Raw genomic sequence first — 21,727 nt, forward strand, 5'->3', positions numbered from 1 at the left:
TCCTACAAGAGACAGAGAGGACTATTACGTGTAATGGATATTATCTAAAGACCGTTCGAGTTCTCCTCTCTTCTCTTGTTAAATTTAATGATATCAAAGTAAAGGAGACCGTTGGCTGTAATGTAAAACGACATTCCCGAAAACAATGAAAATGACCCAATCTGAACTTATAATTTTAAATTTTACAGAAATAAGGAGAAGAAGTATAAAACTTTGGAATGGACTACCTGAGAAATATTATAATTGGAAACCTGACGAAAAAGCAATGAGTGCGTCAGAAATGATAAGACACGTTTTGGAGGCTGATTATGGATGGAATCTTATTATTAATCAAGGTGATATGACAAATTATAAAACACCTTGGGAAAACCGAGCATTTATTAGCCTTACTGATGAACTTGAATTTGCCGAACCTTATAGAAAAACATTTATAGAAAGTATTAAACATTTTTCGGATAAGGAATTAAACGAAACCGAAATCGTTCACCCTGGAAATGGAGACAAGAAAATCCTTGCAAAATATTTGTTACGGATTGGATATCACGAATCAGTTCACGCAGGACAATTTCTGTCGTATTTAAGAGCAATGAAAATTGATAGACCAAACATATGGGATTGAAAAAAACACTACAGCCAACAATGTATAACCGCAATTACGGCGGATTCGACTGCGTCCGAATCCACTCGGAATTGCTAACGTCAGTATCAAACCGAAAATTAACGCATATTAACCCGTAACTGACGGTTATACGTATTCCAAGGTAAAAAACAAGTGTTTTTTTAATAATTTACAGCTGCTATATTTACAAAGGGCGTACCTCTTTTTATTACTGCAAAACTTCTTGCCAATATTTTGTTTCTAACATTGTTTAAGGCTATCATTTTGTGTTTACCTTCTTCGAGTTTTCTATGGTAGTATTTCTTAAGTTCTTGGTCTGATTGAATAGCTGATACGGCTGCCATGCTCAATAGGGTCTTCATTTTTCTATCACCTATATAATGGCTCTGTTTTCGCCGTCTTATTGAGCTTCCTGAACTGTACTCGAACGGTGCTATACCACAATAACTTGAAAAGGTTCTCCATGTACTGAATTTAATAAAGTTAGAGGTGTGGTAGAGCAATTGGCAGCTAAGTATAAGACCTACGCCTTTTACCGAACGCAGCAACTCATAGTTTTGCCTTAAGGTATCATCGGTCTTTACCAATGTTTTCATCTGGCTTTCTAAGGCTTCTATTTGTTTGTCTATATGTTTTATAGATCGTTCTAAAATCTTGCAGCAAACATCTGTGGATGGGCTTGACAGCAAGTGCTTGTTTTCTTTTAATGTAGATTTTAACCCACTTCGATCTTTAACCAATTGGTCTCTTAATGAGAGTATTCTTCCCAGTTCTTGAAAGATCTGTGGTTTCATATGACTTGGCTGAAGCTCTTCTCTATACATCCATCCGAACCTGGCTATCATATAAGAGTCTAGCTTGTCTGTCTTCTCTCTTGTAAGACCTGTACTGCGCTTTATGCGCATAGGACTTTCTTCTACATAACAAACTCCACTTTCTGATAAAAAAACAGATAGCTTTAGTGAGTAATTGCCCGTATTTTCGAAACATAAAAAATAAGAATCACTGCCAACTTGGTGATTTGCCCATTTAAGGAGTTTTGAATAACCTGCTCTATCATTGGTAAATACAGCATGATGCTCGCTTTGGTATGCTGTAGCATCTATGGTTTTCTTGGATACATCTATCCCGATTACATCTCTAACATTTTTCATATATTTAAAAAAATTATCATTAATGATGTTTTGTAACTATTTCCTTTAATGAGCCTATAGGGCTAGGTATTCCAATTAGTTCTTCAAAACATCCTACAAGAGACAGAGAGGACTATTACGTGTAATGGATATTATCTAAAGACCGTTCGAGTTCTCCTCTCTTCTCTTGTTAAATTTAATGATATCAAAGTAAAGGAGACCGTTGTGCAACATACTGAACGAACAATATGCCAGAAAGTAAAATAGTTTTTGTTGGAGGAATTCACGGAGTTGGAAAAGGGACTTTCTGTAATGATATTTCTAAAAAATACAACTTGGAGCACCTAACTGCAAGTGAAGTCCTAAAATGGAATGAAATAAGTAATTTGAAAAACAAAAAGGTTAAAGATATTAGCTCAACGCAAGAAAGATTAATTAATAATCTTGCCAAAATTGTAAAACCTAATCAAAACTACTTATTAGACGGACATTTTACTTTGTTGAATTCAAGCGGAATTCCGCTAAAAATTGAAGACGAAACTTTTGTCGGTATTAATCCAATCTCGATTATTCTATTAACTTGCGAAACAAGAACTATTTTATCAAGATTAACTAACAGAGACGATTCGAAGTATGACTTGAGTACTATTCAGAAAATGCAAGAAATGGAAGTTGAACACGCAAATCATATTTCAAAAAAACTAAATATCCCTTTATTTGAGATTAAAGACAAGGACAGCCAGTTGGTTTATAATTATTTGAAAAACTTATGAGGATTCTGATTGACACAAATATCATTATTCATAGAGAAGCCAGCCGAATTGTAAATGAGGACATTGGTTTACTTTTCAATTGGTTAGATAGACTACGATATGAAAAATGTGTTCATCCACTATCAATAGAAGAGATTTCTACTCATCAAGATGAACAGGTCGTCAATACAATGAAGATAAAGATTGCTAATTACAATCTTTTAAAAACTGAATCACCAGATGATGCTCAAATTCAGCAAATTAGAGCAACTGATTCAACTCGGAATGATTTTATTGACACAAGTATTTTAAAAGAAGTATACAATAATCGAGTAGACTACTTGATAACAGAAGATAGAGGAATTCACAGAAAAGCAAGAATACTTGGTTGCTCTGAAAAAATCTTCAAAATAGATGCTTTCCTAGAAAAATGTATTGCGGAAAATCCTGAATTAAAGGATTATAGAGTATTAGCTGTTAAAAAAGAATACTTTGGGAATATCAATTTAGATGACGAATTTTTTGATTCATTCAAGGAAGACTATAATGAGTTTGCGGATTGGTTCAACAGAAAGGCGGACAATATTTCTTATATATGTGTTACTGATGATTCGGTAAAAGCATTTTTATATTTAAAACAAGAAGGACAGGAAGAGAATTACGATAACATCGCACCTCGTTTTCCAAGAAAAAATAGATTGAAAATTGGAACTTTTAAAGTCACTTCTACAGGTTATAAATTGGGCGAAAGATTTTTAAAAATAATTTTTGATAACGCCTTACAATTTAATGTCGACGAAATATATGTGACAATCTTTAATAAACGAGATGAACAATTAAGATTAATTTATCTATTAGAAGATTGGGGCTTTACACATTGGGGCGAAAAAACAACAGAGAACGGAACTGAACAAGTATATGTTAGAGAATGTAAACCTGCACCAAATTTGACTGCACCAAAATTATCTTTTCCGTCAGTTTCCAGAAGAACGAGCAAATGGATTGTACCAATTTATCCTGAATATCATACAGAACTTTTCCCAGATTCTATTCTAAACAATGAGTCCCCAAATGATTTCACGGAAAACGAACCTTATAGAAATGCCATAAAAAAAGTCTATATCTCTCGTTCATTCAATAGAAATCTTTCTGGAGGAGACTTGGTATTATTTTATAGAACTGGTGGTCATTACGCAGGTGTAGTTTCTACAATTGGTGTTGTAGAAAATGTAGTGACTGACATAAGAGATGAAAATCACTTTATTGAAATATGCAGAAAAAGGAGCGTTTTTGATAATGCAGGCTTGAGAGCATTTTGGAATTATAGAAGAAACAATAGACCTTTCATTGTTAATTTTTTGTATCTCGATTCTTTTCCAATGCCCAAAGTTAACTTGGCTCGATTAAGAGCTTTAAATATTATTCAAAACGCACCACGTGGCTTTGAACCACTAACTAATGAACAATTTAATGAAATTTTAAACCTAGCAAGAGCTAATGAAAGTTATATTATCGATTAAACCAGAGTTTGCAAATAAAATATTCAACGGAACAAAGAAGTTTGAGTTTAGGAGAACTCTTTTCAAGAAAAAAGAAGTTAACAAAATTGTTGTTTATGCTTCAGCACCAATCAGTAAAGTAATTGGCGAATTTGAAATTGAAGATATAGTTCACGAAGATGTCGATACTCTTTGGAATAAAACATCTGATTATTCAGGAATATCATTTGACTACTATTTTGAGTATTTCCAAGGTAAAGAAGCTGGTTATGCGATTAAGGTAAAGAATCCGAAAAAATATGAAAAAGAACTTTGCATAATGCAGAATTTTGGAATTCGACCACCTCAATCTTTTGCATACTTAAAATAAAGTACGTTGCACAACAACGGCTATAATCAATTGGGGTTTAGGTACTTAATTAAAAAAACGTAAATAAAACAAAGGTCAGTGCTAAACTGAAAAGTTAGGTGTAAAATCCCCAACTGCTCATAGCCACGACCGTTGTAGCACATTTACCAAAACCAACTAAATGATTGAATTAATACTTTCGACTTTAGCAGAATTTGGACTAATTCGGGAGGATTATAAACACCGAAAACGGATTAGTAAAAAAGAAAAAGAAGACGGAATTAAAAGACCGATTCAGAAATATTTTCTACAACCGAGTTCAATAATGGTTCTTTCAGTTTTGATTATTGGAAGTTTAAGTGCATTTCTGTTCTTTAGCTACCAAAGGACTTCGATTTTCCCAGAAAAAACCAAAAAAGAAATAACGGAAATGAGTGACAGAATGGAAAAGTGGAATGAAAAATTTGGAAAATATCCAACTGACCTAAACGAATTGATTGGAAATAGCCCAATAAGACAGGATTGGAAAAAAGATTCATGGAATCGACCTTATCAATACTCGGTTAAAGAAAATGGATTTTTAATTGTGTCAGCTGGTTCTGACGGACAATTTGGGACTAAAGATGACATTAAATCGGAATAAAAGAAATTTAAAAATTATAAGACTTTACATTGTTGGTTTATTATGTATTGTCTTTTTCTTTTTATTAGACAATTCTAATATCATACCCGAACTTGTTGAAAAATCAAGTAAACTTCGCTACAATGGATTTGCTACGTTTTTACTGACAGGGTTAATAAAATATGGATTATTTATAATTGGAATTTGTATTGTTCTAATTTTAAGTTTTATGTTAATTAGAGAAAAAATTAAAAACAAATAAAAAACGTGCTACAACACCGGCTATAGTTCATTGCTTCTGACTTTCCTCTCGGAAAGTCCTCGCAAATTTGCTATCTTCGGTTTACGGCGGAAAATCCTCGCGGATTTTCACGCAACGAAACCATAGCCCAACCGTTACCTGTAATTTGAAAAACCAAATTTGAGCATAAAACAAACCTTTCAAATCTTAACTATTATTTCTGTAATCGGAATGATATGTTGGAATATTACCGACTATTTTGGCGGAATGATTATTTATTTATTACAGTATTGGATTGTAATAATTCCAATTGTAATTCTTTATTTAATTACGCTTATCGGAACAATAACCAAACTTTCGAAAAGCGGAATAAAAGCAAATAAATTGATTTTTGGAGCACATCTGATTTTCATAATTTTTGTTCTAACAACGAATTTAATCGAATCTGAAATTTTTAAGTCAAAAACTGTTTTGAGTGGAACATTAAAAGATGACCTTTTTCATTATACCCTTGTATTTCGTGAAGACGGAACTTGTGAAAATGAAGTAAACGGATTTTTGGGGTTTAAAGATGAATATGACGGAAAATATAAAATGACTGGAGACACGATAATCTTTATTGTAAAACCTTATGACAATGATTTTATTCCTGACACATTATTGTTGGATAGGAAACAAAATGCGATTTTCTTGAATAAGAATAAAAATGGAGATTTTAACACCGAAAAAGAATGGTTGAATCATTTTGAACTGAAAAAAAACTACAGGTAACACCGTGTATAATTCATTGCTAGTTATAGCCTACTTACGAAAGTCCTCGCGGACTTTCTATCTGTGATTTATTTGCTAACTTTAATGCTTAAACACGCAACGAAATCATACACAAACACGTTGTGCATAATTTAATCAAACCACAAAATGCCGTTTCCAATTGATATAAAATATATAATAGAAACTGAATCGGAATTAAATGTAAAATTCCCGACTGAATTTAAAAACCAAATGATTAAATCAAATGGTGGAGAATTATTGATTTCGGACGAGTTTGGATTTGAATTGCATCCATTCTTTGATAAATCTGACCGAAAAAGAATAAGTCGGACTTGTAACCATATAGCACTTGAAACAAAAAATGCTCGAAAATGGAGTGGATTTCCTGACAATGGAATCGCAATTGGAGCGGACGGATTTGGGAATCAACTAATCTTGACTCATAACGGAAATGGAAATTTAACCGATGAACTATATTTTTGGAATCACGAGACAAGACATATAGAAAAAATAGCTGAATCGATTAATAAACTTTACATCGACAAAGGCTCGTTTTGGGAGAAAATAAAATCAATATTTAATGCATAAAAAACTATGCACAACATTATATAACCGCAATTACGGCGGATTCGACTACGTCCGAATCCACTCGGAATTGCTAAGACCAGTTCTTAACCGAAAAATACAGTAAACCAAACCGATAACTGACGGTTATACTAACCGTTATGTGCAATACTGAAAAGAACTTATGAAAAAAATTTTAGTCCCTGTTTTTCTAATGACAACACTGATTTCAATTGGACAAAGTGTTTACAGAAAAGACGCTGACCTGAAAAAACAGAATGGAATCAAGCAAACTGACATCTATATGCTAGATAAATCGAAATCAACTAATGCGATTTTGTTCCAGTCAAACCTTTATGACAGAAATGGTCGAACAATAGATACAAAAAGCTATACTCTTGATGGAAAATTGGATTCTCATTCAAAATTTGAATATCCAAATGACACAATTAGAATCAAGATTTCAGTTGACTCAACCCAAACAGAATTAAAACGGATTGAACAAAAATTTGACTTATCTGATAAGAAAAGAGAAGCACAAAAAAATAAGAATCGGAATTTTGAATACGAATATGATTCCAGAGGCAACGCAACAAAAATCTACAGAATAGTAGGAAACGAAAAATCCTTGTTAACTGAAAAAGAATATAATCAAAATAATTATCTGACAAGAGAAGGAGCTTTCTCGTTTAGGTCAGATGGAACTAAAAGATGGAAAGTTAGAATTTACGAACGAGATGAATCTGACAACATTTTACGGATTACTACAATGGACGAAAGTGAAATTGAAAATGTTGTAATATATGTTCACAAAAAGTACAGCACATAACAACGGCTATAGTTCATTGCTTCTGACTTTCCTCTCGGAAAGTCCTCGCAAATTTGCTATCTTCGGTTTACGGCGGAAAATCCTCGCGGATTTTCACGCAACGAAACCATAGCCCAACCGTTACCACCAATTTGATGAACAACGCTGGAAACCAAATATTGAACTGGCTAATGATTGGAATTTCTCAATCGCCTAATAGTCTGAATGAAAGTTTCTACTTTGACAAAAAAGAAGAAAAGTTCTTTTCAATTGTTGTAACGGACTATTTTATGTTAGATGATAATTTGGATTTAGCAAAAAACACAACGACAAGTTATTCTGAACAGAATCAAAATAAGTTAGTAACTCTAATAAAAAGAATTGATAAAGATGACAAGGATATTCTTTTTGTCCCACGTCTTACACATAAAGAAAGAAGAGACATTTTAAGCGAATTTTTGTCGTCAGTAGATAATCCGAAAGAAAAAGAAAAAATCGGAAATCTGTATTTTAAAATGGATGGTGAGCTTACGCATTTTGATAAAAAATTTGAGATTGAAAGTTCCCAAAAAATTGTGAATGAATGGAATGAATTTAAAGACAGAATCCTATTATCTAAAGCCGAATCTTTTCTCAATCTAAACGCAATTAATTTGAATAACGTCAGCATTATGGACTTTGATAATGAAGGAGGAATTACGATTGACTTAACAAAAGATGACAATGGTAATGAGATTGTGGATGAAAAAAGATGGTGGGAATTTTGGAAATAAAAACTGGTGGTAACAATGTATAACCGCAATTACGGCGGATTCGACTACGTCCGAATCCACTCGGAATTGCTAACGTCAGTTTTTAACCGAAAATAATTAACTTTAAAACCGTAACTGACGGTTATACGAACCGTTGTAACATATGAAAAAACTCATCATAATATTAATTTTAGTTTTGATTAGCCAATTGAGTTTTTCACAGGCTTGTTGTGTTTTGGATTTTAAAATTAGTGGGAAAGTTACTTCGGACAAAATTAAGCTTGACCGAATTTATTTGCCTTCAACCACATTTTTAGTTGGATATGACAAATTTGATTCACAAACTGGATTTTACTATGTTGAACTCGGATCTGACCTATTTTCAACCAAATTTCGTTCGCATTTGAGTTCTGATTTCTGTATGAATGCAGAATTGATAATTGAAAGAGTTTTTAAAAAAGTGAAAAAATATCCGATTCGCATTACGGAAGAAAAGAGAGACCACGCAGGAGAATTTAAATCTTATGAATTGGAAATACCAACTGAACAAATCGAATTCTTGATAAATGAAAATGAAGAAATTGAAATTGTTTTGCCTGAAATTAAAATATAAAATACGTTGCACAACAACGTGTATAATTCATTGCTTCTGATTTTCCTTCGGAAAATCCTCGCGCTGAATTATTGCCTATTATTTTTACTAAATTAGTTGCTGAAACACGCAACGAAATCATACACGTATTCCAAGGTAAAAAACAAGTGTTTTTTTAATAATTTACAGCTGCTATATTTACAAAGGGCGTACCTCTTTTTATTACTGCAAAACTTCTTGCCAATATTTTGTTTCTAACATTGTTTAAGGCTATCATTTTGTGTTTACCTTCTTCGAGTTTTCTATGGTAGTATTTCTTAAGTTCTTGGTCTGATTGAATAGCTGATACGGCTGCCATGCTCAATAGGGTCTTCATTTTTCTATCACCTATATAATGGCTCTGTTTTCGCCGTCTTATTGAGCTTCCTGAACTGTACTCGAACGGTGCTATACCACAATAACTTGAAAAGGTTCTCCATGTACTGAATTTAATAAAGTTAGAGGTGTGGTAGAGCAATTGGCAGCTAAGTATAAGACCTACGCCTTTTACCGAACGCAGCAACTCATAGTTTTGCCTTAAGGTATCATCGGTCTTTACCAATGTTTTCATCTGGCTTTCTAAGGCTTCTATTTGTTTGTCTATATGTTTTATAGATCGTTCTAAAATCTTGCAGCAAACATCTGTGGATGGGCTTGACAGCAAGTGCTTGTTTTCTTTTAATGTAGATTTTAACCCACTTCGATCTTTAACCAATTGGTCTCTTAATGAGAGTATTCTTCCCAGTTCTTGAAAGATCTGTGGTTTCATATGACTTGGCTGAAGCTCTTCTCTATACATCCATCCGAACCTGGCTATCATATAAGAGTCTAGCTTGTCTGTCTTCTCTCTTGTAAGACCTGTACTGCGCTTTATGCGCATAGGACTTTCTTCTACATAACAAACTCCACTTTCTGATAAAAAAACAGATAGCTTTAGTGAGTAATTGCCCGTATTTTCGAAACATAAAAAATAAGAATCACTGCCAACTTGGTGATTTGCCCATTTAAGGAGTTTTGAATAACCTGCTCTATCATTGGTAAATACAGCATGATGCTCGCTTTGGTATGCTGTAGCATCTATGGTTTTCTTGGATACATCTATCCCGATTACATCTCTAACATTTTTCATATATTTAAAAAAATTATCATTAATGATGTTTTGTAACTATTTCCTTTAATGAGCCTATAGGGCTAGGTATTCCAATTAGTTCTTCAAAACATCCTACAAGAGACAGAGAGGACTATTACGTGTAATGGATATTATCTAAAGACCGTTCGAGTTCTCCTCTCTTCTCTTGTTAAATTTAATGATATCAAAGTAAAGGAGACCGTTGCCAGTAATTATGAAATCCAAGATTAAATTAATATTAAGTCAAATATGCTTATTATTTCTTTTGTTCTTGTCTAGTTGTAATCGAATGGAAGATACTATAACTTTAATTCCAGAAGGTTATACTGGAACTGTAGAAATTTGGTTTAATCAAGCTAATGGAGAACAAATTGAATATGAAAACGACAAAAGAATCTATAGGATTCCAAAAAATGGTATTCTGAATACTCAGTTTTCTGAACAGTATGGAAGTAACTATCCAAAATTCTATTACGTTAATGAATTGGACAATAGAACTGAAATAAAAATGCTACATGTTTTAAGTAAAACTGTTTTGGATTCAATAGATAAAAATAAGATTTATGCATATAAATTTATGTTACCAGGAGGAGGATTTAAAATTGATTCTCTCGGAAATGAAACTATTCTAGAGCCTGGAATAATATTCACTGTAGATTATCCAACTTTTGAAAATAACTAGTGCCAACAACGTGTATAATTCATTGCTTCTGATTTTCCTTTCGGAAAATCCTCGCGCCGAATTATCGCCTTTTATTTTTTATTAAATTAGTTGCTGAAACACGCAACGAAATCATACACAAAACCGTTGGGTACAATTATGACAAACAGTATTTTCCATAACAAAGAGTTTGAGTTGAACGGAATTTCTGTACCTGAATTTGAACTGAAAAGCGGAAATCTAATTAGAATTTACATTCCAAATTTTGACTCTGAAAATCAACCTTTAGGTTTTGACTTGACAATTGAATTAATAAAGCATTTTCAAAATATAAAGTCTGATTTCCCTTGGGCGAAAAACTACCGACAAAATTCAATTGTGGAATTACTAAATCCTCTGACCGTTGAAAAATATCTGATTAATAAAATGCGGATTGAAAAACTCACAGCGGAAAAGATTGCGGACGAAATCGGAATTAAGCTAATAGATAAATTTGAATATTTGAATTTCACGAATAAAAAGGCATTGATAATAAAAGCTCTTTTTGAGAAAAACGAATGTATAATGTTGGACTATTATGGTGTAGATGCAATTGGAATCGGATTTTTAGAAAAATTAGTGAACTCGGAAATTAAAAAGAGTAAATCTGCTATCGCTTTCGACAGACTGGAATTTAAAGCTGATAATGAACCTTATGAAAATATTAAACCGATAAAAATAACTGTACCCAACACTGTGTATAATTAATTGCTTCTGAATTTCCTCTCGGAAAGTCAGAAGCAAATTTGCTATCTTCAGTTTACGGCGGAAAATCCTCGCGGATTTCCCGCAACGAGGCATACACAAAACCGTTGCCATCCATTGTGAACAAACAGAACTTTAAATGAAAATCGGAAAACATTTATCCTTAATTTCAATATTAGTTGCGTCAATTTTTATAATCAAAAAAGCTTTTTTCGATATAGAAACTTACAGAATATTAACGACTGAATTGGAATCTGGAAATGGTGATATACAACCAACTTTAGTTGCAGGTGGAATTAAAGTTGCTATACTTTATTTAATCCCTATTTCAATATCATTAATTTTGAGCGTAATCGGAATGAGAAGAAAAAACAAATTTGGAAAAAGCGGAGTTATTTTAAATTTAATTGCTATTGTTTACCACTTAATTCCTTTGAGCTTGTTTTTTTTCGCAATAAAGTAAAAACTCAATCGGAATTGAATAATAGAACGTGGAATGGATTACTCACTCAAATTCTGAATGAAAATCTGGAATTGAAAAAATATTAATCGAAATAAAACAACGAAATGGCAACAATGTATAAATTCAATTGCGGCTGAATTTCCTGCGGAAATTCATTGCAATTTTCTATCTTTCAGTCACAATCGGAAAATCGTACCGATTTTCCACAACTGAAATTTATACACAAACGTTATTCCAAAACTTTCTCCAAAGCCTTCAATTCAACTCCAAGTTCATTAAACATACTTAGAATACTACTTATTTTAAGTTCTTCCTCTGTGTATTCCTGTGTATTAATACTACAAGTGAATTCCCATATTTCTAGAACTTCATCAATGGGTACACTATAATCGTTGTAAGTTTTATTGTCTGACATTAATAGCAACGAGCCATTAAAATCTATGTTATTCATAACACGCTTATAAACCATCCCATCGTTTAGTGTAACCAAAACATAGGTTCTGCCTGTCTTAATCTCGTTTCTGTCTTCTATGAACCTACCTATAACAAAAGCACCATCTTTCATTGGCAACATGGAGTCTCCTTTTATTGGAAAAGCTCTATGCTTTCCAGTTGGTAAAAAAGGAAGTTTAATCTTTTGAAGTTGCTCAATGTATTCAGGATCATCATAACCATTAAGATAACCAGCGGATGCCTTTGCTGGAACTATTTCAATTAAATCATCATTATCTGCATCCACTGTTATAGGGAACAGTACACGCTGTTTCCCTATTTCAATAAATGATGCATCTTTAGATTTTGTCAAATCATTTCTTAACAAGATATCGATTGGTAATCTAAAAAAATCGGACAACTGAATAAGAAATTCAATAGTTGGTGCAGACCTACCCTCTTCATACGATCCAATCCTAGATCTTGATACATTTAGGTTTTCTGCCAGTATTTCTTGCGTTAAGCCCTTGAGCTTTCTTAGATGACGAATGTTTTTTGCTACGATACTCATAATACTACAAATATAAGCAATAATTACTTTTATATGTAGCTAATTTTGTATCATGGAAAAGAATATTTTACACTTGGATTTAGACACTTTTTTTGTCTCTTGCGAACGTCTTATTGATAGACGTTTACAAAACAGACCTTTGTTGGTTGGTGGAACTGGTGATCGAGGTGTTGTAGCAGCTTGCAGTTATGAAACACGTCCTTTTGGTGTTCATTCTGGTATGTCCATGAAGGTTGCCAGAAGATTATGTCCCGAAGCAGTAGTTATTCGAGGTAATTCTTCCATATACACCAAATATTCCCACTTGGTAACAGAGATTATAAAGGAAAGTGTTCCTGTTTTTGAAAAGGCCAGTGTCGACGAGTTTTATGCAGACCTTAGTGGTATGGATAAGTTTTATGGTTGCTATAAATATGCTTCAGAATTACGAAAGCGTATTATCAAGGAATCTGGACTGCCTATCTCTTTCGGTTTATCCGCAAACAAAATAGTTTCCAAGGTTGCTACTGGCGAAGCAAAACCTAATAACCAATTGAAAATAGACAATGGTTTTGAAAAAGACTTCTTAGCACCACTATCCATTAGAAAAATTCCATCAGTAGGCACAAAAACATATCAGGTATTGCGGAACCTTGGTGTCGATACGGTAAAAGTAGTGCAAGAAATGCCATTGGAAATGATGATTAGTGCATTGGGTATCAACGGTAAAACAATATGGAAACGTGCCCATGGTATAGATAACCCACCACTTGTACCATTTCATGAACGAAAATCAATTTCAACCGAAAGAACTTTCAATAAGGATACTATCGATCTACACGTTTTAAAGACCACAATTTTTGCAATGGCGGAAAATTTAGCTTTTCAACTTAGAAGAGGAAATAAATTGGCAGGAACGATAAGTGTTAAAATTAGATATTCGGATTTTAACACCTATAGCAAACAAGTAAAAATTCCATATTCAAGTGCGGATCATGTCATAATTCCTAGAGTACTTGAACTATTTGAAAAATTGTACCATCGCCGTTTATTAATACGATTAGTTGGAGTTAAAATCAGTGATATAGTTAGTGGACATTATCAAATAAATCTATTTGATGATACCGAAGAGATGATTAGCCTTTATAATGCCATGGACAAAGTACGGATGCGTTATGGAGAGTTGAGCATTATGAGAGCTTCATCAATGGGAGCAAAAACTATAGGGCGTTTTCAAAATCCTTTTAGTGGTGAACCACCAATATTATTGGCACATCGAAAACAGTAATGTATCTGAATTGTCACACATATTATTCCTTACGATACGGTACGTTTTCTGAAATTGAGTTATTAGAGCTTGCCAAGGAAAATGATATTGACGTTTTGGCTTTGACCGATATCAACAACACTTCAGCTTGTTTGAACTTTATCAGGAAAGCAAAAGAGTTTGAAATTAAACCAGTAATTGGAATTGATTATAGAAACGGTAATGACCAATTATATGTTGGTTTAGCCAAAAATAATGAGGGTTTTAGGGAGTTAAATGAATACTTGTCGTATTATTCTGAAAAAGGAATAGAATTACCTGACATTCCTAATTTACCGCTTGAAAACTGTTATATAATTTACCCTTTTGAAAAAGTTTTAGAACTAGAAAAAACGGTATTTAGGGATAACGAATTTATAGGTGTTTCTATTGAAGAACTCAGGAAATTACGCTTCTCTAAATTACTTTCACAAAAGAACAAATTAGTTATACAACAACAAGTAACGGTAAGAAATAAAAGAGATTTTAATGCGCATCGTTTACTTCGTGCTATTGATAAAAATTGCTTATTAAGCAAGTTAGATAAATCTGAAGAATGCTTATTTACAGATAAAATGTACTCAAAAGTGAATCTAGAAGAAGTCTTTAAAGATTTTCCATTTATGCTAGATAACACAAAGCATATACTTGAAGATTGCAGAATTAACTTCTCATTTGGTAATAATAGAACATCACAAAACCTAAAACTCTATACGGATTCTTCAGAAAATGATTATGCATTATTGGAGCGTTTATGCTATGAGAACATAAACAAACGCTATAAAAATCCATTACCGCCAGTCAAAAAACGGTTAAAAACTGAGCTAAGCACAATAAAAACATTAGGGTTTGTATCCTTCTTTTTAATCAATTATGACATTATTTGTTATGCCAAAAGCAAAGGCTATTTTCATGTAGGTCGTGGTAGCGGTGCTAATAGCATAGTTGCCTACATTATTGGTATTACCGATGTTGACCCAATAGAACTAGACTTGTACTTTGAGCGGTTCATAAATCCGTTTAGGGCATCGCCACCAGATTTTGATATAGATTTTTCATGGAAAGATAGAGATGACGTAACCGCATATATTTTTAAACGGTTTAAAAATACCGCATTAATGGCTACATACAATACGTTTAAGTATCGCGCTGTAGTTCGAGAATTGGGCAAAGTTTTCGGTCTACCAAAAGAAGAAATCGATAAGTTAAGTAAAGGCAGTTATTCATATTCTAATTTAGACGACCTATCAAAACTGGTTTTACAGTACGGTAAATTGATAGAAGGATTCCCTAATTACCTAAGTGTACATTCCGCAGGTATAATAATATTAGAGAAACCTGTACACTACTATTCTGCTACAGATTTACCGCCTAAAGGATTTCCGACGGTACAATTCGATATGATTATAGCTGAAGATGTTGGCATATTTAAGTTTGATATTTTAGGTCAACGAGGCTTAGCTAAAATTAAAGATGCCTTGGAAATAATTAAAACCAACAGACCTGAAGTTGGAGATATAGATATTACGAACGTTGAAGCATTTAAGTCTGATAAAAACATCAATCAACTTTTAAAAACTGGTGGTGCAATAGGTGCCTATTATGTTGAATCACCAGCAATGCGTGGTTTAATGCAACAATTACAAACTGATGACTATCTGGGTTTGGTAGCTGCAAGTTCAATTATTCGACCAGGAGTTTCTGGATCGGGAATGAAAGATGAATTCATAAAACGTCATCGAAACCCAGAAAAACAAAAAGATGCACATCCTATATTAATGCAAATAATGCCAGAAACTTATGGAGTTATGGTTTATCAAGAAGATGTGCTAAAAGTAGCTAATCAGTTTGCAGGTCTTACACTTGGTGAAGCTGATATATTAAGACGTGGAATGAGCGGTAAATATCGGTCAAGAAAAGAGTTTTTAGAGGTGGAACAAAAGTTCATATCCAATTGTAGAAATAAAGGCTTTAATGATGATTTGATTTTTGAGGTGTGGAATCAGATTAAAAGTTTTGCAGGCTATGCCTTTGCGAAAGGTCATTCGGCTTCTTATGCTGTAGAAAGCTATCAGAGTTTGTTTTTGAAATGTTATTATCCATTAGAGTTTATGACTGCTGTTTTAAACAATGGTGGAGGTTTTTATAGCACAGAACATTATTTACATGAAGCTAAAAAACAAGGTGCAAATATTTGTTTGCCTTGTATCAATAAAAGCGACCATCCTAATAGGTTAATAGGAACTTCTATTTACTTAGGTTTCGGTTATCTTAAAAATTTGGAAACTTATACCATTCAAAGAATCATAAGTGAAAGGCAATTACATGGAATTTATAAATCCCTTGATGATTTTATAGACCGTTTAGCTATTAGCATTGAACAGTTAACGATTCTCATACGTATCAACGCATTTAGATTTACAAAAAAACATAAAACGGAATTGTTGTGGCAAGCCATTTTTAAAATCAATGCTAATGGATCTAAAAATAAACAGGCACAGCTTTTTAAAATCCAGCATAGACAATTTAATCTTCCTAAACTTAAAACGAATTGGGTCGAAGATGCCTATGATGAAATGGAACTTTTAGGATTTCCTTTATGCAATTACTTTAACTTAATCGATGAAGAAATAAACAGCGATGTTATGGCTAATGAGATGAAAGATTTTGTTGGTAAAAATGTACTTATTTATGGCAGTTTGGTAACCACAAGATTTAATAAGACATCTCAAGGTAAACTTATGAGATTAAGTACATTTATTGATAAAATGGGTAATTATTTTGACGCAGTACACTTTACTGACGTCGTTGACAAATATCCTATTAATGGTTTAGGCGTTTATGCATGTTATGGTACAATAAAGGATCGGTTTGGTTTTTACAGCATGGTAATAGTTAAGAGCAAAAAATTATCGATAAAGCCTGATCCAAGAAACACATCTCATCTTAATTTAAAAACTATCAACAGGATTTCTTAATTTTAAGAAAAAATAGAATATGTGTTTTCACACTAGCACTACTGATAAGGTTAAAAAATTAGAGAAGCATTTCAAAGTTGACATAGTTGACCCTTCATTGGAATCCTATTTTGATAAGCCTACTTATCATCACAACGGTTTTTCGCACCCAAATATGCTTGTTATACCTCAAGAGCGTTCAGACGTTCTGGCACCAGGAATTTGGGGAATAGTACCAAACTATAAAACTAAGGACGAAATAAAAGAATACCATAAAGAATCTGTGCGCTATGGTGGTGGTCTAAATGCACGGTCAGAAAAAGCATTTGATCACTTTATTTACAAGGAGGCGATTATGGACAACCGTTGCATAATTCCAGTCTCAGGTTTTTTTGAGCCGCATGACCATAAAGGCAAAAAATATCCTTTTCATTTTAAAGACAAAGCTGATAAACCTCTAGCTTTAGCAGGACTTTATACTGTAATTGACACTTACATCACTTTTACCATTCTGACGAAAGAAGCGTCACCTTTATTTGCTAAAATTCATAATCAGAAGAATAGACAACCTTTAATCCTAGATGAAGAGTTAACTCACAATTGGTTGTCCGTTGATTTAAAAGAAACAGATATAGAAGATATTCTTCACTTCAATTTTCCAGAAGTCGAATTGGAGACTTATTCGGTAAGCAAAGAATTGTTTAGTCCTAAAGTGAATAGTAACGCAGAATGGATTATAAATAAAGTTGAATACTCCGAACTTAAACAGTTTTCGTAAAATGACAAATCGTATAAATTACACAAAATCAATTGTTATTACTTAATTAAAAAAGGTGGTAATTTTTAATTTCAAGATTATTTTTAATGATTTCATCTAAAAACTATTTCATTAGTCATTAAATCAAAATAAGGTAATTGTCCGAATGAATTAGGTGGTCTGTTATTAATAGGGTGGTATCGCATTTCAAGTTTTTCAATTAATAAATGAATATCACCTACTCTAGCAGGTTTGTTTTTTTCTGAAGTAAAAAATGACTTAATCTCATTTGCTAATAAAGTCCCTGCTGTTGCATTACCAATACCAGCAATACTTATTTTTTCTGTACGTTTTGACTGTTCTACTATTTTAGGTAAAGCTTCCTTAGCAAAATCGGTAGTTTTATTTGTATTCCTTGCATGAAAATCCTTCGAACGACAAGTATTACTGCAAAACTTCTGTACTCTTCGCCTTTTTGGCTCGAATTCCTTGTAACAATATTTACAGATGTAATATTTATCATCTTTCATTTTACGTAAAATAAACGTTTGTTTTACGCAAAATAATGATTTTTCTGTTAAGTTTTGTTATTAAGTGTTGTTAAATCTATACCAAAAACAGTATTTAAAAGATAATAATCAACCTCTTTTTTTGTTAGTAATGGCATTTTGTTTGTTTTGGTTGCCATTTTGTCTGTTTTAATAGGTCTTCTAGTATCTAATAGCTTTTGGTCAATATTTATTTGTGGCTTTGGTGGAGGGTATCCGAAAACACGTTCAAGGTCAACGTTTAATTTCCATTTTCCAAAGTGTTCTTGGACTTCTTTTTTATGCTCTACTAAAACACGATACTGCATATCTAAAGCACTTTGTATTGCTGGTAAATAATTAACGGTTTCGAACCTAGCATGTTTTTTTACTAGTTCTGTCAACCTGATATAGGTATCTAGTTCAGTAAAATAATTATCTATTAAAAAACTTAATGCATTCTTTTCTTCAGAAGACTTCATTTTAAGTAATTCAAAAACATTAAGCTTTAACTCTCTTTCTTTTGATAATAATGCTATGGATCTAAAACCACTTGTGATATATTTTGGTTCACCACTACTACTTATATGAACAAGATTACTTGTCATTCTTATCTCATCCAATACTCCTAAATCCTCACCTGATTGCTGTTCAAGTAATTTTCTGGATAAATAAAATATAATATTACAGTTAATGCGTTTTAATAATATTTCCATACTATTATTCATAGTTCTTACTTCAATAATTTAGAATAGTCTTCGGGTAATTCTGCATCAATATCTCTTAGATATTTATTCAATGCTGCCATTGTTGTATGACCCGTTATATCCATCAGTTTACTTTTAGCTTCATTAGTAGATAGCTCCTGTCTTAAACCTAGATAAAGTTTGGTAATAAAAGTATGTCTAAAACTGTAAAGTCCATAGTTTTCATTGTACCCGAATTGATCCTTGATGACCTTTTTGAAGCGTTTGCTAAAAAAATCTCTTCGATTGACCAATTTGGCATCCCAAGTACCACCAATTCCATCAGGCGTAAATAATAGATCATCTGGATTTAGACGATTGAGCTCAGGAAGCTCTTTGATTAATATATCTGGTATAATCTTAGTTTTTAGCACTTTGTTTTTAGCCTGAAAACTTAATTTACGTTCTTCAATATCAATGTCCTTTACCCTTAATCTGCAAACTTCGATTGGTCTTAACATATTGTAGGATATAAACTTTATATAGAGCAATAAAAGTTTATCGTGGTTTTCAAGGTAATCAAATATATCCTCTTGTTCCTTTGGTGAATATGTTTTATGTCGTTTGGGCATTGATCTAATTGCCTTTATCTGGCTAATGAAATTTTTGCTAATTATTTCATTGTCCTCAAGTACTTGAAAAATACTACTCAAAACCGTACGGTAATTATTTCGGTTTCTGGGTGATGTACTTAATTGCACGTGGTTTAAAAACTCAACAACCATTTTTTTATTTATCTGGTTGATGTCATCAACCGTTTCATAGTGGTTGAGCAACCACTTTTGAAATTGGTTGATACGGCTCCTATAGTCACTAAGTGTAGTAGGGCTAACAATATTGGTCTTTAATATAATCGCCTTATTTAAAGCTTCCTTTACGGAAAGAACGTTTTTAGTTGATTCATTTTTGGTCAATTCTACCTCAGCAACCAAAGATGTTGGTTGATCGGATTTTAAAATATTTGATTGTACATGTTTAGGATTTTGTTTGCTTTTATACAATTCTGTATTATCCTGAAAAGGACTATAGCCTTCCCTTAGTAGTTTTAAAAGACGTTTCCTATATAAATTTAAAGCAGCGTAGCGTTCTGCCTTGGTCTTAAAACCGTTGGTCTTTCCATAAATGTTCTTCATCCGCTGAAGTTTGCCTGATTTAGGGTTACGGTACGAGAAATAAACATACCAACGCTTGGTAAGGTCACCGTCGGCATCGAAGATTTTTGGTTCTGAAAATTGTTTCTTGTGTTCCAAATCGTGTTCTAAAACGTGTTCATTTTGACACTCTAAGGTAACTAATTTGTAAATAGTATGCATAAAAAAACGGTTTAGAGTGAACTAAACCGTTGATTTTGTTGCGATTTGCATTTTGTAGCGGGAACTGGACTCGAACCAGTGACCTTCGGGTTATGAGCCCGACGAGCTACCTACTGCTCTATCCCGCGATATTGGACTGCAAATATACAACCCTTTTTAGTTCTCGCAAGTTTTTATAATAAAAAAAAGTGTTCATTGTATTTGAACACTTTTTCTTAATCAATATTTATGGCAAAAAACATTAATCATCCCCTTCTTCCGAATCTAATGTTGCTAATGCACCTTTCATGTTAACTTCATCTAAATCAAAGTCAACAATATTTGGTAATTTATCTTTTAAAGCCGCATAGTTTCCTTTAAAACCATTATTGCTAAGCAACAAGGTTTTAAGATTTGATAATTGCGCTAATTCACCTGGTAGGTTACCATAAAAAGCATTATTAGATAATACTAGCTCTTCTAATTGAGTTAACTCGCCAATTGCAGAAGGAATAGTTCCTAATAAGCTATTATCAAACAAACTCAATACTTTTAAAGATTTAAGATTAGAAATACTGGCTGGTAGCTTACCTATCAATTGGTTACTACTCAATATTAAGCTTTCCAATTTTGTTAAGTTACCTATAGAACTTGGAATCTCTCCAAAAAAACTATTGTTATATAACTCTAGTGTTTTAAGATTTTCCATTCGACCTATATCTGTTGGTATAGCTCCTGAGAAATTGTTAGAGAATAACTGAAGTGTCTCTAAACTAGTCATCTCCGTTAAGGTTTTTGGCAACTTACCTTCTAATTTATTGAATGCTAAGTTTAGTGTTCTTAAAGACGTTAACTTAGATATTTCACTTGGTAAATTACCAGTAAGGTTGTTAAAACTAAGGTTAATAGCAACTATTTCGTCGTTCTCTATGGTTACACCATACCATTCGGTTATTGGTTGGTCTAAATCCCAGGAAGTATTCCAGGAATCACCATTAGTTGTGTTGTAAAGTACTACTAGTGCGTCTTTTTGACTTTGAGAAACGTTGGCATATGTAAATACAGAAAGCAAGCAACATAGTAGGGTTAATTTTAAAGTTTTCATAATAGCAGATTTTGTGGAGGGGCACATAAACTATTCGAAAATAGATACTTATACTTTAAACTGCAAATTTTTTCGACGAACTACATAAGCTAAATTTTCAAATCGTTGATTATCAATGATTTATTCATTCTTACTGTTCTATACTTTCAGCCTGAAAATTGACTATTTGTTGTGATTCTATAACTAGCGAAATTTGAATAGGATTACAACAAATTTCACAATCCTCAATATAGGTTTGTTGACTTTGGGACACGTCTATGAGCATTGAAATTTGTTCCCAGCAGTATGGGCATTGAAAAAAATGTTCTTCCATATGC

24 protein-coding genes and 1 tRNA gene are annotated in these 21,727 nt (G+C 32.8%); 16 read left to right on the forward strand and 9 right to left on the reverse strand.

Annotated features, from left to right (window positions below; genetic code table 11):
* The first annotated feature begins 145 nt into the window (after nt 1-145).
* A complete protein-coding gene (locus tag MST30_RS02145; protein ID WP_243472770.1) occupies nt 146-619 on the forward strand; it encodes a DinB family protein in 474 nt (157 codons plus the stop codon).
* Nucleotides 620-780: 161 nt separating this feature from the next.
* Here MST30_RS02145 and MST30_RS02150 read toward each other — a convergent pair whose 3' ends face one another.
* On the reverse strand, nt 781-1,773 hold the full coding sequence (locus MST30_RS02150; protein ID WP_243472310.1) for an IS110 family RNA-guided transposase: 993 nt from the start codon (nt 1,771-1,773) through the stop codon (nt 781-783).
* 227 nt (nt 1,774-2,000) lie between these two features.
* On the opposite strand from MST30_RS02150, the gene MST30_RS02155 reads away from it, so the two are divergent.
* From MST30_RS02155 to MST30_RS02195, 9 genes are all read left to right on the forward strand, one after another.
* The gene (locus MST30_RS02155) at nt 2,001-2,525 is read left to right on the forward strand and encodes an ATP-binding protein (protein ID WP_243472771.1); all 525 of its coding nucleotides are present in this window, start codon (nt 2,001-2,003) and stop codon (nt 2,523-2,525) included.
* Entirely contained in the window at nt 2,522-4,024 is a 1,503-nt protein-coding gene (locus tag MST30_RS02160) for a hypothetical protein (RefSeq protein ID WP_243472772.1), read from the forward strand. Before MST30_RS02155 ends, MST30_RS02160 begins: the two co-directional genes overlap by 4 nt.
* Nucleotides 4,002-4,373, forward strand: coding sequence for an ASCH domain-containing protein (locus tag MST30_RS02165; RefSeq protein WP_243472773.1), 372 nt, complete (start codon nt 4,002-4,004; stop codon nt 4,371-4,373). Before MST30_RS02160 ends, MST30_RS02165 begins: the two co-directional genes overlap by 23 nt.
* A gap of 160 nt (nt 4,374-4,533) precedes the next feature.
* Nucleotides 4,534-4,995: a type II secretion system protein GspG gene (locus MST30_RS02170; protein ID WP_243472774.1), complete on the forward strand. Its 462-nt coding sequence runs from the start codon at nt 4,534-4,536 to the stop codon at nt 4,993-4,995.
* 400 nt (nt 4,996-5,395) lie between these two features.
* Complete coding sequence (locus MST30_RS02175; protein ID WP_243472775.1) at nt 5,396-5,986, forward strand: hypothetical protein; 591 nt, start codon at nt 5,396-5,398, stop codon at nt 5,984-5,986.
* Nucleotides 5,987-6,133: 147 nt separating this feature from the next.
* Entirely contained in the window at nt 6,134-6,574 is a 441-nt protein-coding gene (locus MST30_RS02180) for an SMI1/KNR4 family protein (RefSeq protein WP_243472776.1), read from the forward strand.
* A gap of 160 nt (nt 6,575-6,734) precedes the next feature.
* Complete coding sequence (locus MST30_RS02185) at nt 6,735-7,379, forward strand: hypothetical protein (protein ID WP_243472777.1); 645 nt, start codon at nt 6,735-6,737, stop codon at nt 7,377-7,379.
* Between the two features lie 134 nt (nt 7,380-7,513).
* A complete protein-coding gene (locus MST30_RS02190) occupies nt 7,514-8,131 on the forward strand; it encodes a hypothetical protein (RefSeq protein ID WP_243472778.1) in 618 nt (205 codons plus the stop codon).
* Nucleotides 8,132-8,273: 142 nt separating this feature from the next.
* Entirely contained in the window at nt 8,274-8,723 is a 450-nt protein-coding gene (locus MST30_RS02195; protein WP_243472779.1) for a hypothetical protein, read from the forward strand.
* 154 nt (nt 8,724-8,877) lie between these two features.
* On the opposite strand, the gene MST30_RS02200 is transcribed toward MST30_RS02195, so the two are convergent.
* Nucleotides 8,878-9,870 (reverse strand): IS110 family RNA-guided transposase, encoded by a 993-nt coding sequence (locus MST30_RS02200; protein WP_243472310.1) that lies wholly within the window; start codon nt 9,868-9,870, stop codon nt 8,878-8,880.
* A gap of 214 nt (nt 9,871-10,084) precedes the next feature.
* Between MST30_RS02200 and MST30_RS02205 the strand changes: the two genes are divergently transcribed.
* The 3 genes from MST30_RS02205 (at nt 10,085) to MST30_RS02215 (ending at nt 11,738) form a co-directional block, all read left to right on the forward strand.
* Nucleotides 10,085-10,552, forward strand: coding sequence for a DUF6843 domain-containing protein (locus tag MST30_RS02205; protein WP_243472780.1), 468 nt, complete (start codon nt 10,085-10,087; stop codon nt 10,550-10,552).
* A gap of 138 nt (nt 10,553-10,690) precedes the next feature.
* On the forward strand, nt 10,691-11,278 hold the full coding sequence (locus tag MST30_RS02210; protein ID WP_243472781.1) for a hypothetical protein: 588 nt from the start codon (nt 10,691-10,693) through the stop codon (nt 11,276-11,278).
* A 136-nt stretch (nt 11,279-11,414) separates the two neighbouring features.
* Entirely contained in the window at nt 11,415-11,738 is a 324-nt protein-coding gene (locus tag MST30_RS02215) for a hypothetical protein (protein ID WP_243472782.1), read from the forward strand.
* Between the two features lie 229 nt (nt 11,739-11,967).
* Here the strand turns inward: MST30_RS02215 and MST30_RS02220 are convergent, their stop codons facing one another.
* Nucleotides 11,968-12,741, reverse strand: a complete 774-nt coding sequence (locus MST30_RS02220) for an XRE family transcriptional regulator (protein ID WP_243472783.1) — start codon at nt 12,739-12,741, stop codon at nt 11,968-11,970.
* 52 nt (nt 12,742-12,793) lie between these two features.
* Between MST30_RS02220 and dinB the strand changes: the two genes are divergently transcribed.
* The 3 genes from dinB to MST30_RS02235 are packed head-to-tail and all read left to right on the forward strand — an operon-like array spanning nt 12,794 to nt 17,761.
* Nucleotides 12,794-14,008, forward strand: coding sequence for a DNA polymerase IV (dinB, locus tag MST30_RS02225; RefSeq protein ID WP_243472784.1), 1,215 nt, complete (start codon nt 12,794-12,796; stop codon nt 14,006-14,008).
* Nucleotides 14,008-17,004: a DNA polymerase III subunit alpha gene (locus tag MST30_RS02230; RefSeq protein WP_243472785.1), complete on the forward strand. Its 2,997-nt coding sequence runs from the start codon at nt 14,008-14,010 to the stop codon at nt 17,002-17,004. Before dinB ends, MST30_RS02230 begins: the two co-directional genes overlap by 1 nt.
* A 19-nt stretch (nt 17,005-17,023) precedes the next feature.
* Nucleotides 17,024-17,761 (forward strand): SOS response-associated peptidase, encoded by a 738-nt coding sequence (locus MST30_RS02235; protein WP_243472786.1) that lies wholly within the window; start codon nt 17,024-17,026, stop codon nt 17,759-17,761.
* Nucleotides 17,762-17,853: 92 nt separating this feature from the next.
* On the opposite strand, the gene MST30_RS02240 is transcribed toward MST30_RS02235, so the two are convergent.
* From MST30_RS02240 to MST30_RS02265, 6 genes are all read right to left on the reverse strand, one after another.
* A complete protein-coding gene (locus tag MST30_RS02240) occupies nt 17,854-18,270 on the reverse strand; it encodes a hypothetical protein (RefSeq protein WP_243472787.1) in 417 nt (138 codons plus the stop codon).
* A 47-nt stretch (nt 18,271-18,317) separates the two neighbouring features.
* Entirely contained in the window at nt 18,318-18,983 is a 666-nt protein-coding gene (locus MST30_RS02245; RefSeq protein WP_243472788.1) for a hypothetical protein, read from the reverse strand.
* Nucleotides 18,984-19,000: 17 nt separating this feature from the next.
* Complete coding sequence (locus tag MST30_RS02250) at nt 19,001-20,326, reverse strand: tyrosine-type recombinase/integrase (RefSeq protein ID WP_243472789.1); 1,326 nt, start codon at nt 20,324-20,326, stop codon at nt 19,001-19,003.
* 55 nt (nt 20,327-20,381) lie between these two features.
* Nucleotides 20,382-20,454: transfer RNA gene (locus MST30_RS02255), tRNA-Met, on the reverse strand.
* Nucleotides 20,455-20,567: 113 nt separating this feature from the next.
* Nucleotides 20,568-21,410: a leucine-rich repeat domain-containing protein gene (locus MST30_RS02260; protein WP_243472790.1), complete on the reverse strand. Its 843-nt coding sequence runs from the start codon at nt 21,408-21,410 to the stop codon at nt 20,568-20,570.
* Between the two features lie 130 nt (nt 21,411-21,540).
* The gene (locus tag MST30_RS02265) at nt 21,541-21,723 is read right to left on the reverse strand and encodes a CPXCG motif-containing cysteine-rich protein (protein ID WP_243472791.1); all 183 of its coding nucleotides are present in this window, start codon (nt 21,721-21,723) and stop codon (nt 21,541-21,543) included.
* Nucleotides 21,724-21,727 lie beyond the last annotated feature (4 nt).

Origin of the sequence: Winogradskyella sp. MH6 (assembly GCF_022810765.1) — a bacterium.
Taxonomy (GTDB): domain Bacteria; phylum Bacteroidota; class Bacteroidia; order Flavobacteriales; family Flavobacteriaceae; genus Winogradskyella.

Excerpts from the sequence above, each read along its gene's own strand:
- MST30_RS02250 (WP_243472789.1), bottom strand. The coding sequence starts at position 20,326 with ATGCATACTATTTACAAATTAGTTACCTTAGAGTGTCAAAATGAACAC.
- MST30_RS02205 (WP_243472780.1), top strand. The coding sequence starts at position 10,085 with ATGAAATCCAAGATTAAATTAATATTAAGTCAAATATGCTTATTATTT.
- MST30_RS02200 (WP_243472310.1), bottom strand. The coding sequence starts at position 9,870 with ATGAAAAATGTTAGAGATGTAATCGGGATAGATGTATCCAAGAAAACC.
- MST30_RS02180 (WP_243472776.1), top strand. The coding sequence starts at position 6,134 with ATGCCGTTTCCAATTGATATAAAATATATAATAGAAACTGAATCGGAA.
- dinB (WP_243472784.1), top strand. The coding sequence starts at position 12,794 with ATGGAAAAGAATATTTTACACTTGGATTTAGACACTTTTTTTGTCTCT.
- MST30_RS02190 (WP_243472778.1), top strand. The coding sequence starts at position 7,514 with ATGAACAACGCTGGAAACCAAATATTGAACTGGCTAATGATTGGAATT.
- MST30_RS02220 (WP_243472783.1), bottom strand. The coding sequence starts at position 12,741 with ATGAGTATCGTAGCAAAAAACATTCGTCATCTAAGAAAGCTCAAGGGC.
- MST30_RS02155 (WP_243472771.1), top strand. The coding sequence starts at position 2,001 with ATGCCAGAAAGTAAAATAGTTTTTGTTGGAGGAATTCACGGAGTTGGA.
- MST30_RS02215 (WP_243472782.1), top strand. The coding sequence starts at position 11,415 with ATGAAAATCGGAAAACATTTATCCTTAATTTCAATATTAGTTGCGTCA.
- MST30_RS02210 (WP_243472781.1), top strand. The coding sequence starts at position 10,691 with ATGACAAACAGTATTTTCCATAACAAAGAGTTTGAGTTGAACGGAATT.
- MST30_RS02245 (WP_243472788.1), bottom strand. The coding sequence starts at position 18,983 with ATGGAAATATTATTAAAACGCATTAACTGTAATATTATATTTTATTTA.
- MST30_RS02240 (WP_243472787.1), bottom strand. The coding sequence starts at position 18,270 with ATGAAAGATGATAAATATTACATCTGTAAATATTGTTACAAGGAATTC.
- MST30_RS02150 (WP_243472310.1), bottom strand. The coding sequence starts at position 1,773 with ATGAAAAATGTTAGAGATGTAATCGGGATAGATGTATCCAAGAAAACC.
- MST30_RS02185 (WP_243472777.1), top strand. The coding sequence starts at position 6,735 with ATGAAAAAAATTTTAGTCCCTGTTTTTCTAATGACAACACTGATTTCA.
- MST30_RS02265 (WP_243472791.1), bottom strand. The coding sequence starts at position 21,723 with ATGGAAGAACATTTTTTTCAATGCCCATACTGCTGGGAACAAATTTCA.
- MST30_RS02170 (WP_243472774.1), top strand. The coding sequence starts at position 4,534 with ATGATTGAATTAATACTTTCGACTTTAGCAGAATTTGGACTAATTCGG.
- MST30_RS02235 (WP_243472786.1), top strand. The coding sequence starts at position 17,024 with ATGTGTTTTCACACTAGCACTACTGATAAGGTTAAAAAATTAGAGAAG.
- MST30_RS02145 (WP_243472770.1), top strand. The coding sequence starts at position 146 with ATGAAAATGACCCAATCTGAACTTATAATTTTAAATTTTACAGAAATA.
- MST30_RS02160 (WP_243472772.1), top strand. The coding sequence starts at position 2,522 with ATGAGGATTCTGATTGACACAAATATCATTATTCATAGAGAAGCCAGC.
- MST30_RS02165 (WP_243472773.1), top strand. The coding sequence starts at position 4,002 with ATGAAAGTTATATTATCGATTAAACCAGAGTTTGCAAATAAAATATTC.
- MST30_RS02260 (WP_243472790.1), bottom strand. The coding sequence starts at position 21,410 with ATGAAAACTTTAAAATTAACCCTACTATGTTGCTTGCTTTCTGTATTT.
- MST30_RS02230 (WP_243472785.1), top strand. The coding sequence starts at position 14,008 with ATGTATCTGAATTGTCACACATATTATTCCTTACGATACGGTACGTTT.
- MST30_RS02195 (WP_243472779.1), top strand. The coding sequence starts at position 8,274 with ATGAAAAAACTCATCATAATATTAATTTTAGTTTTGATTAGCCAATTG.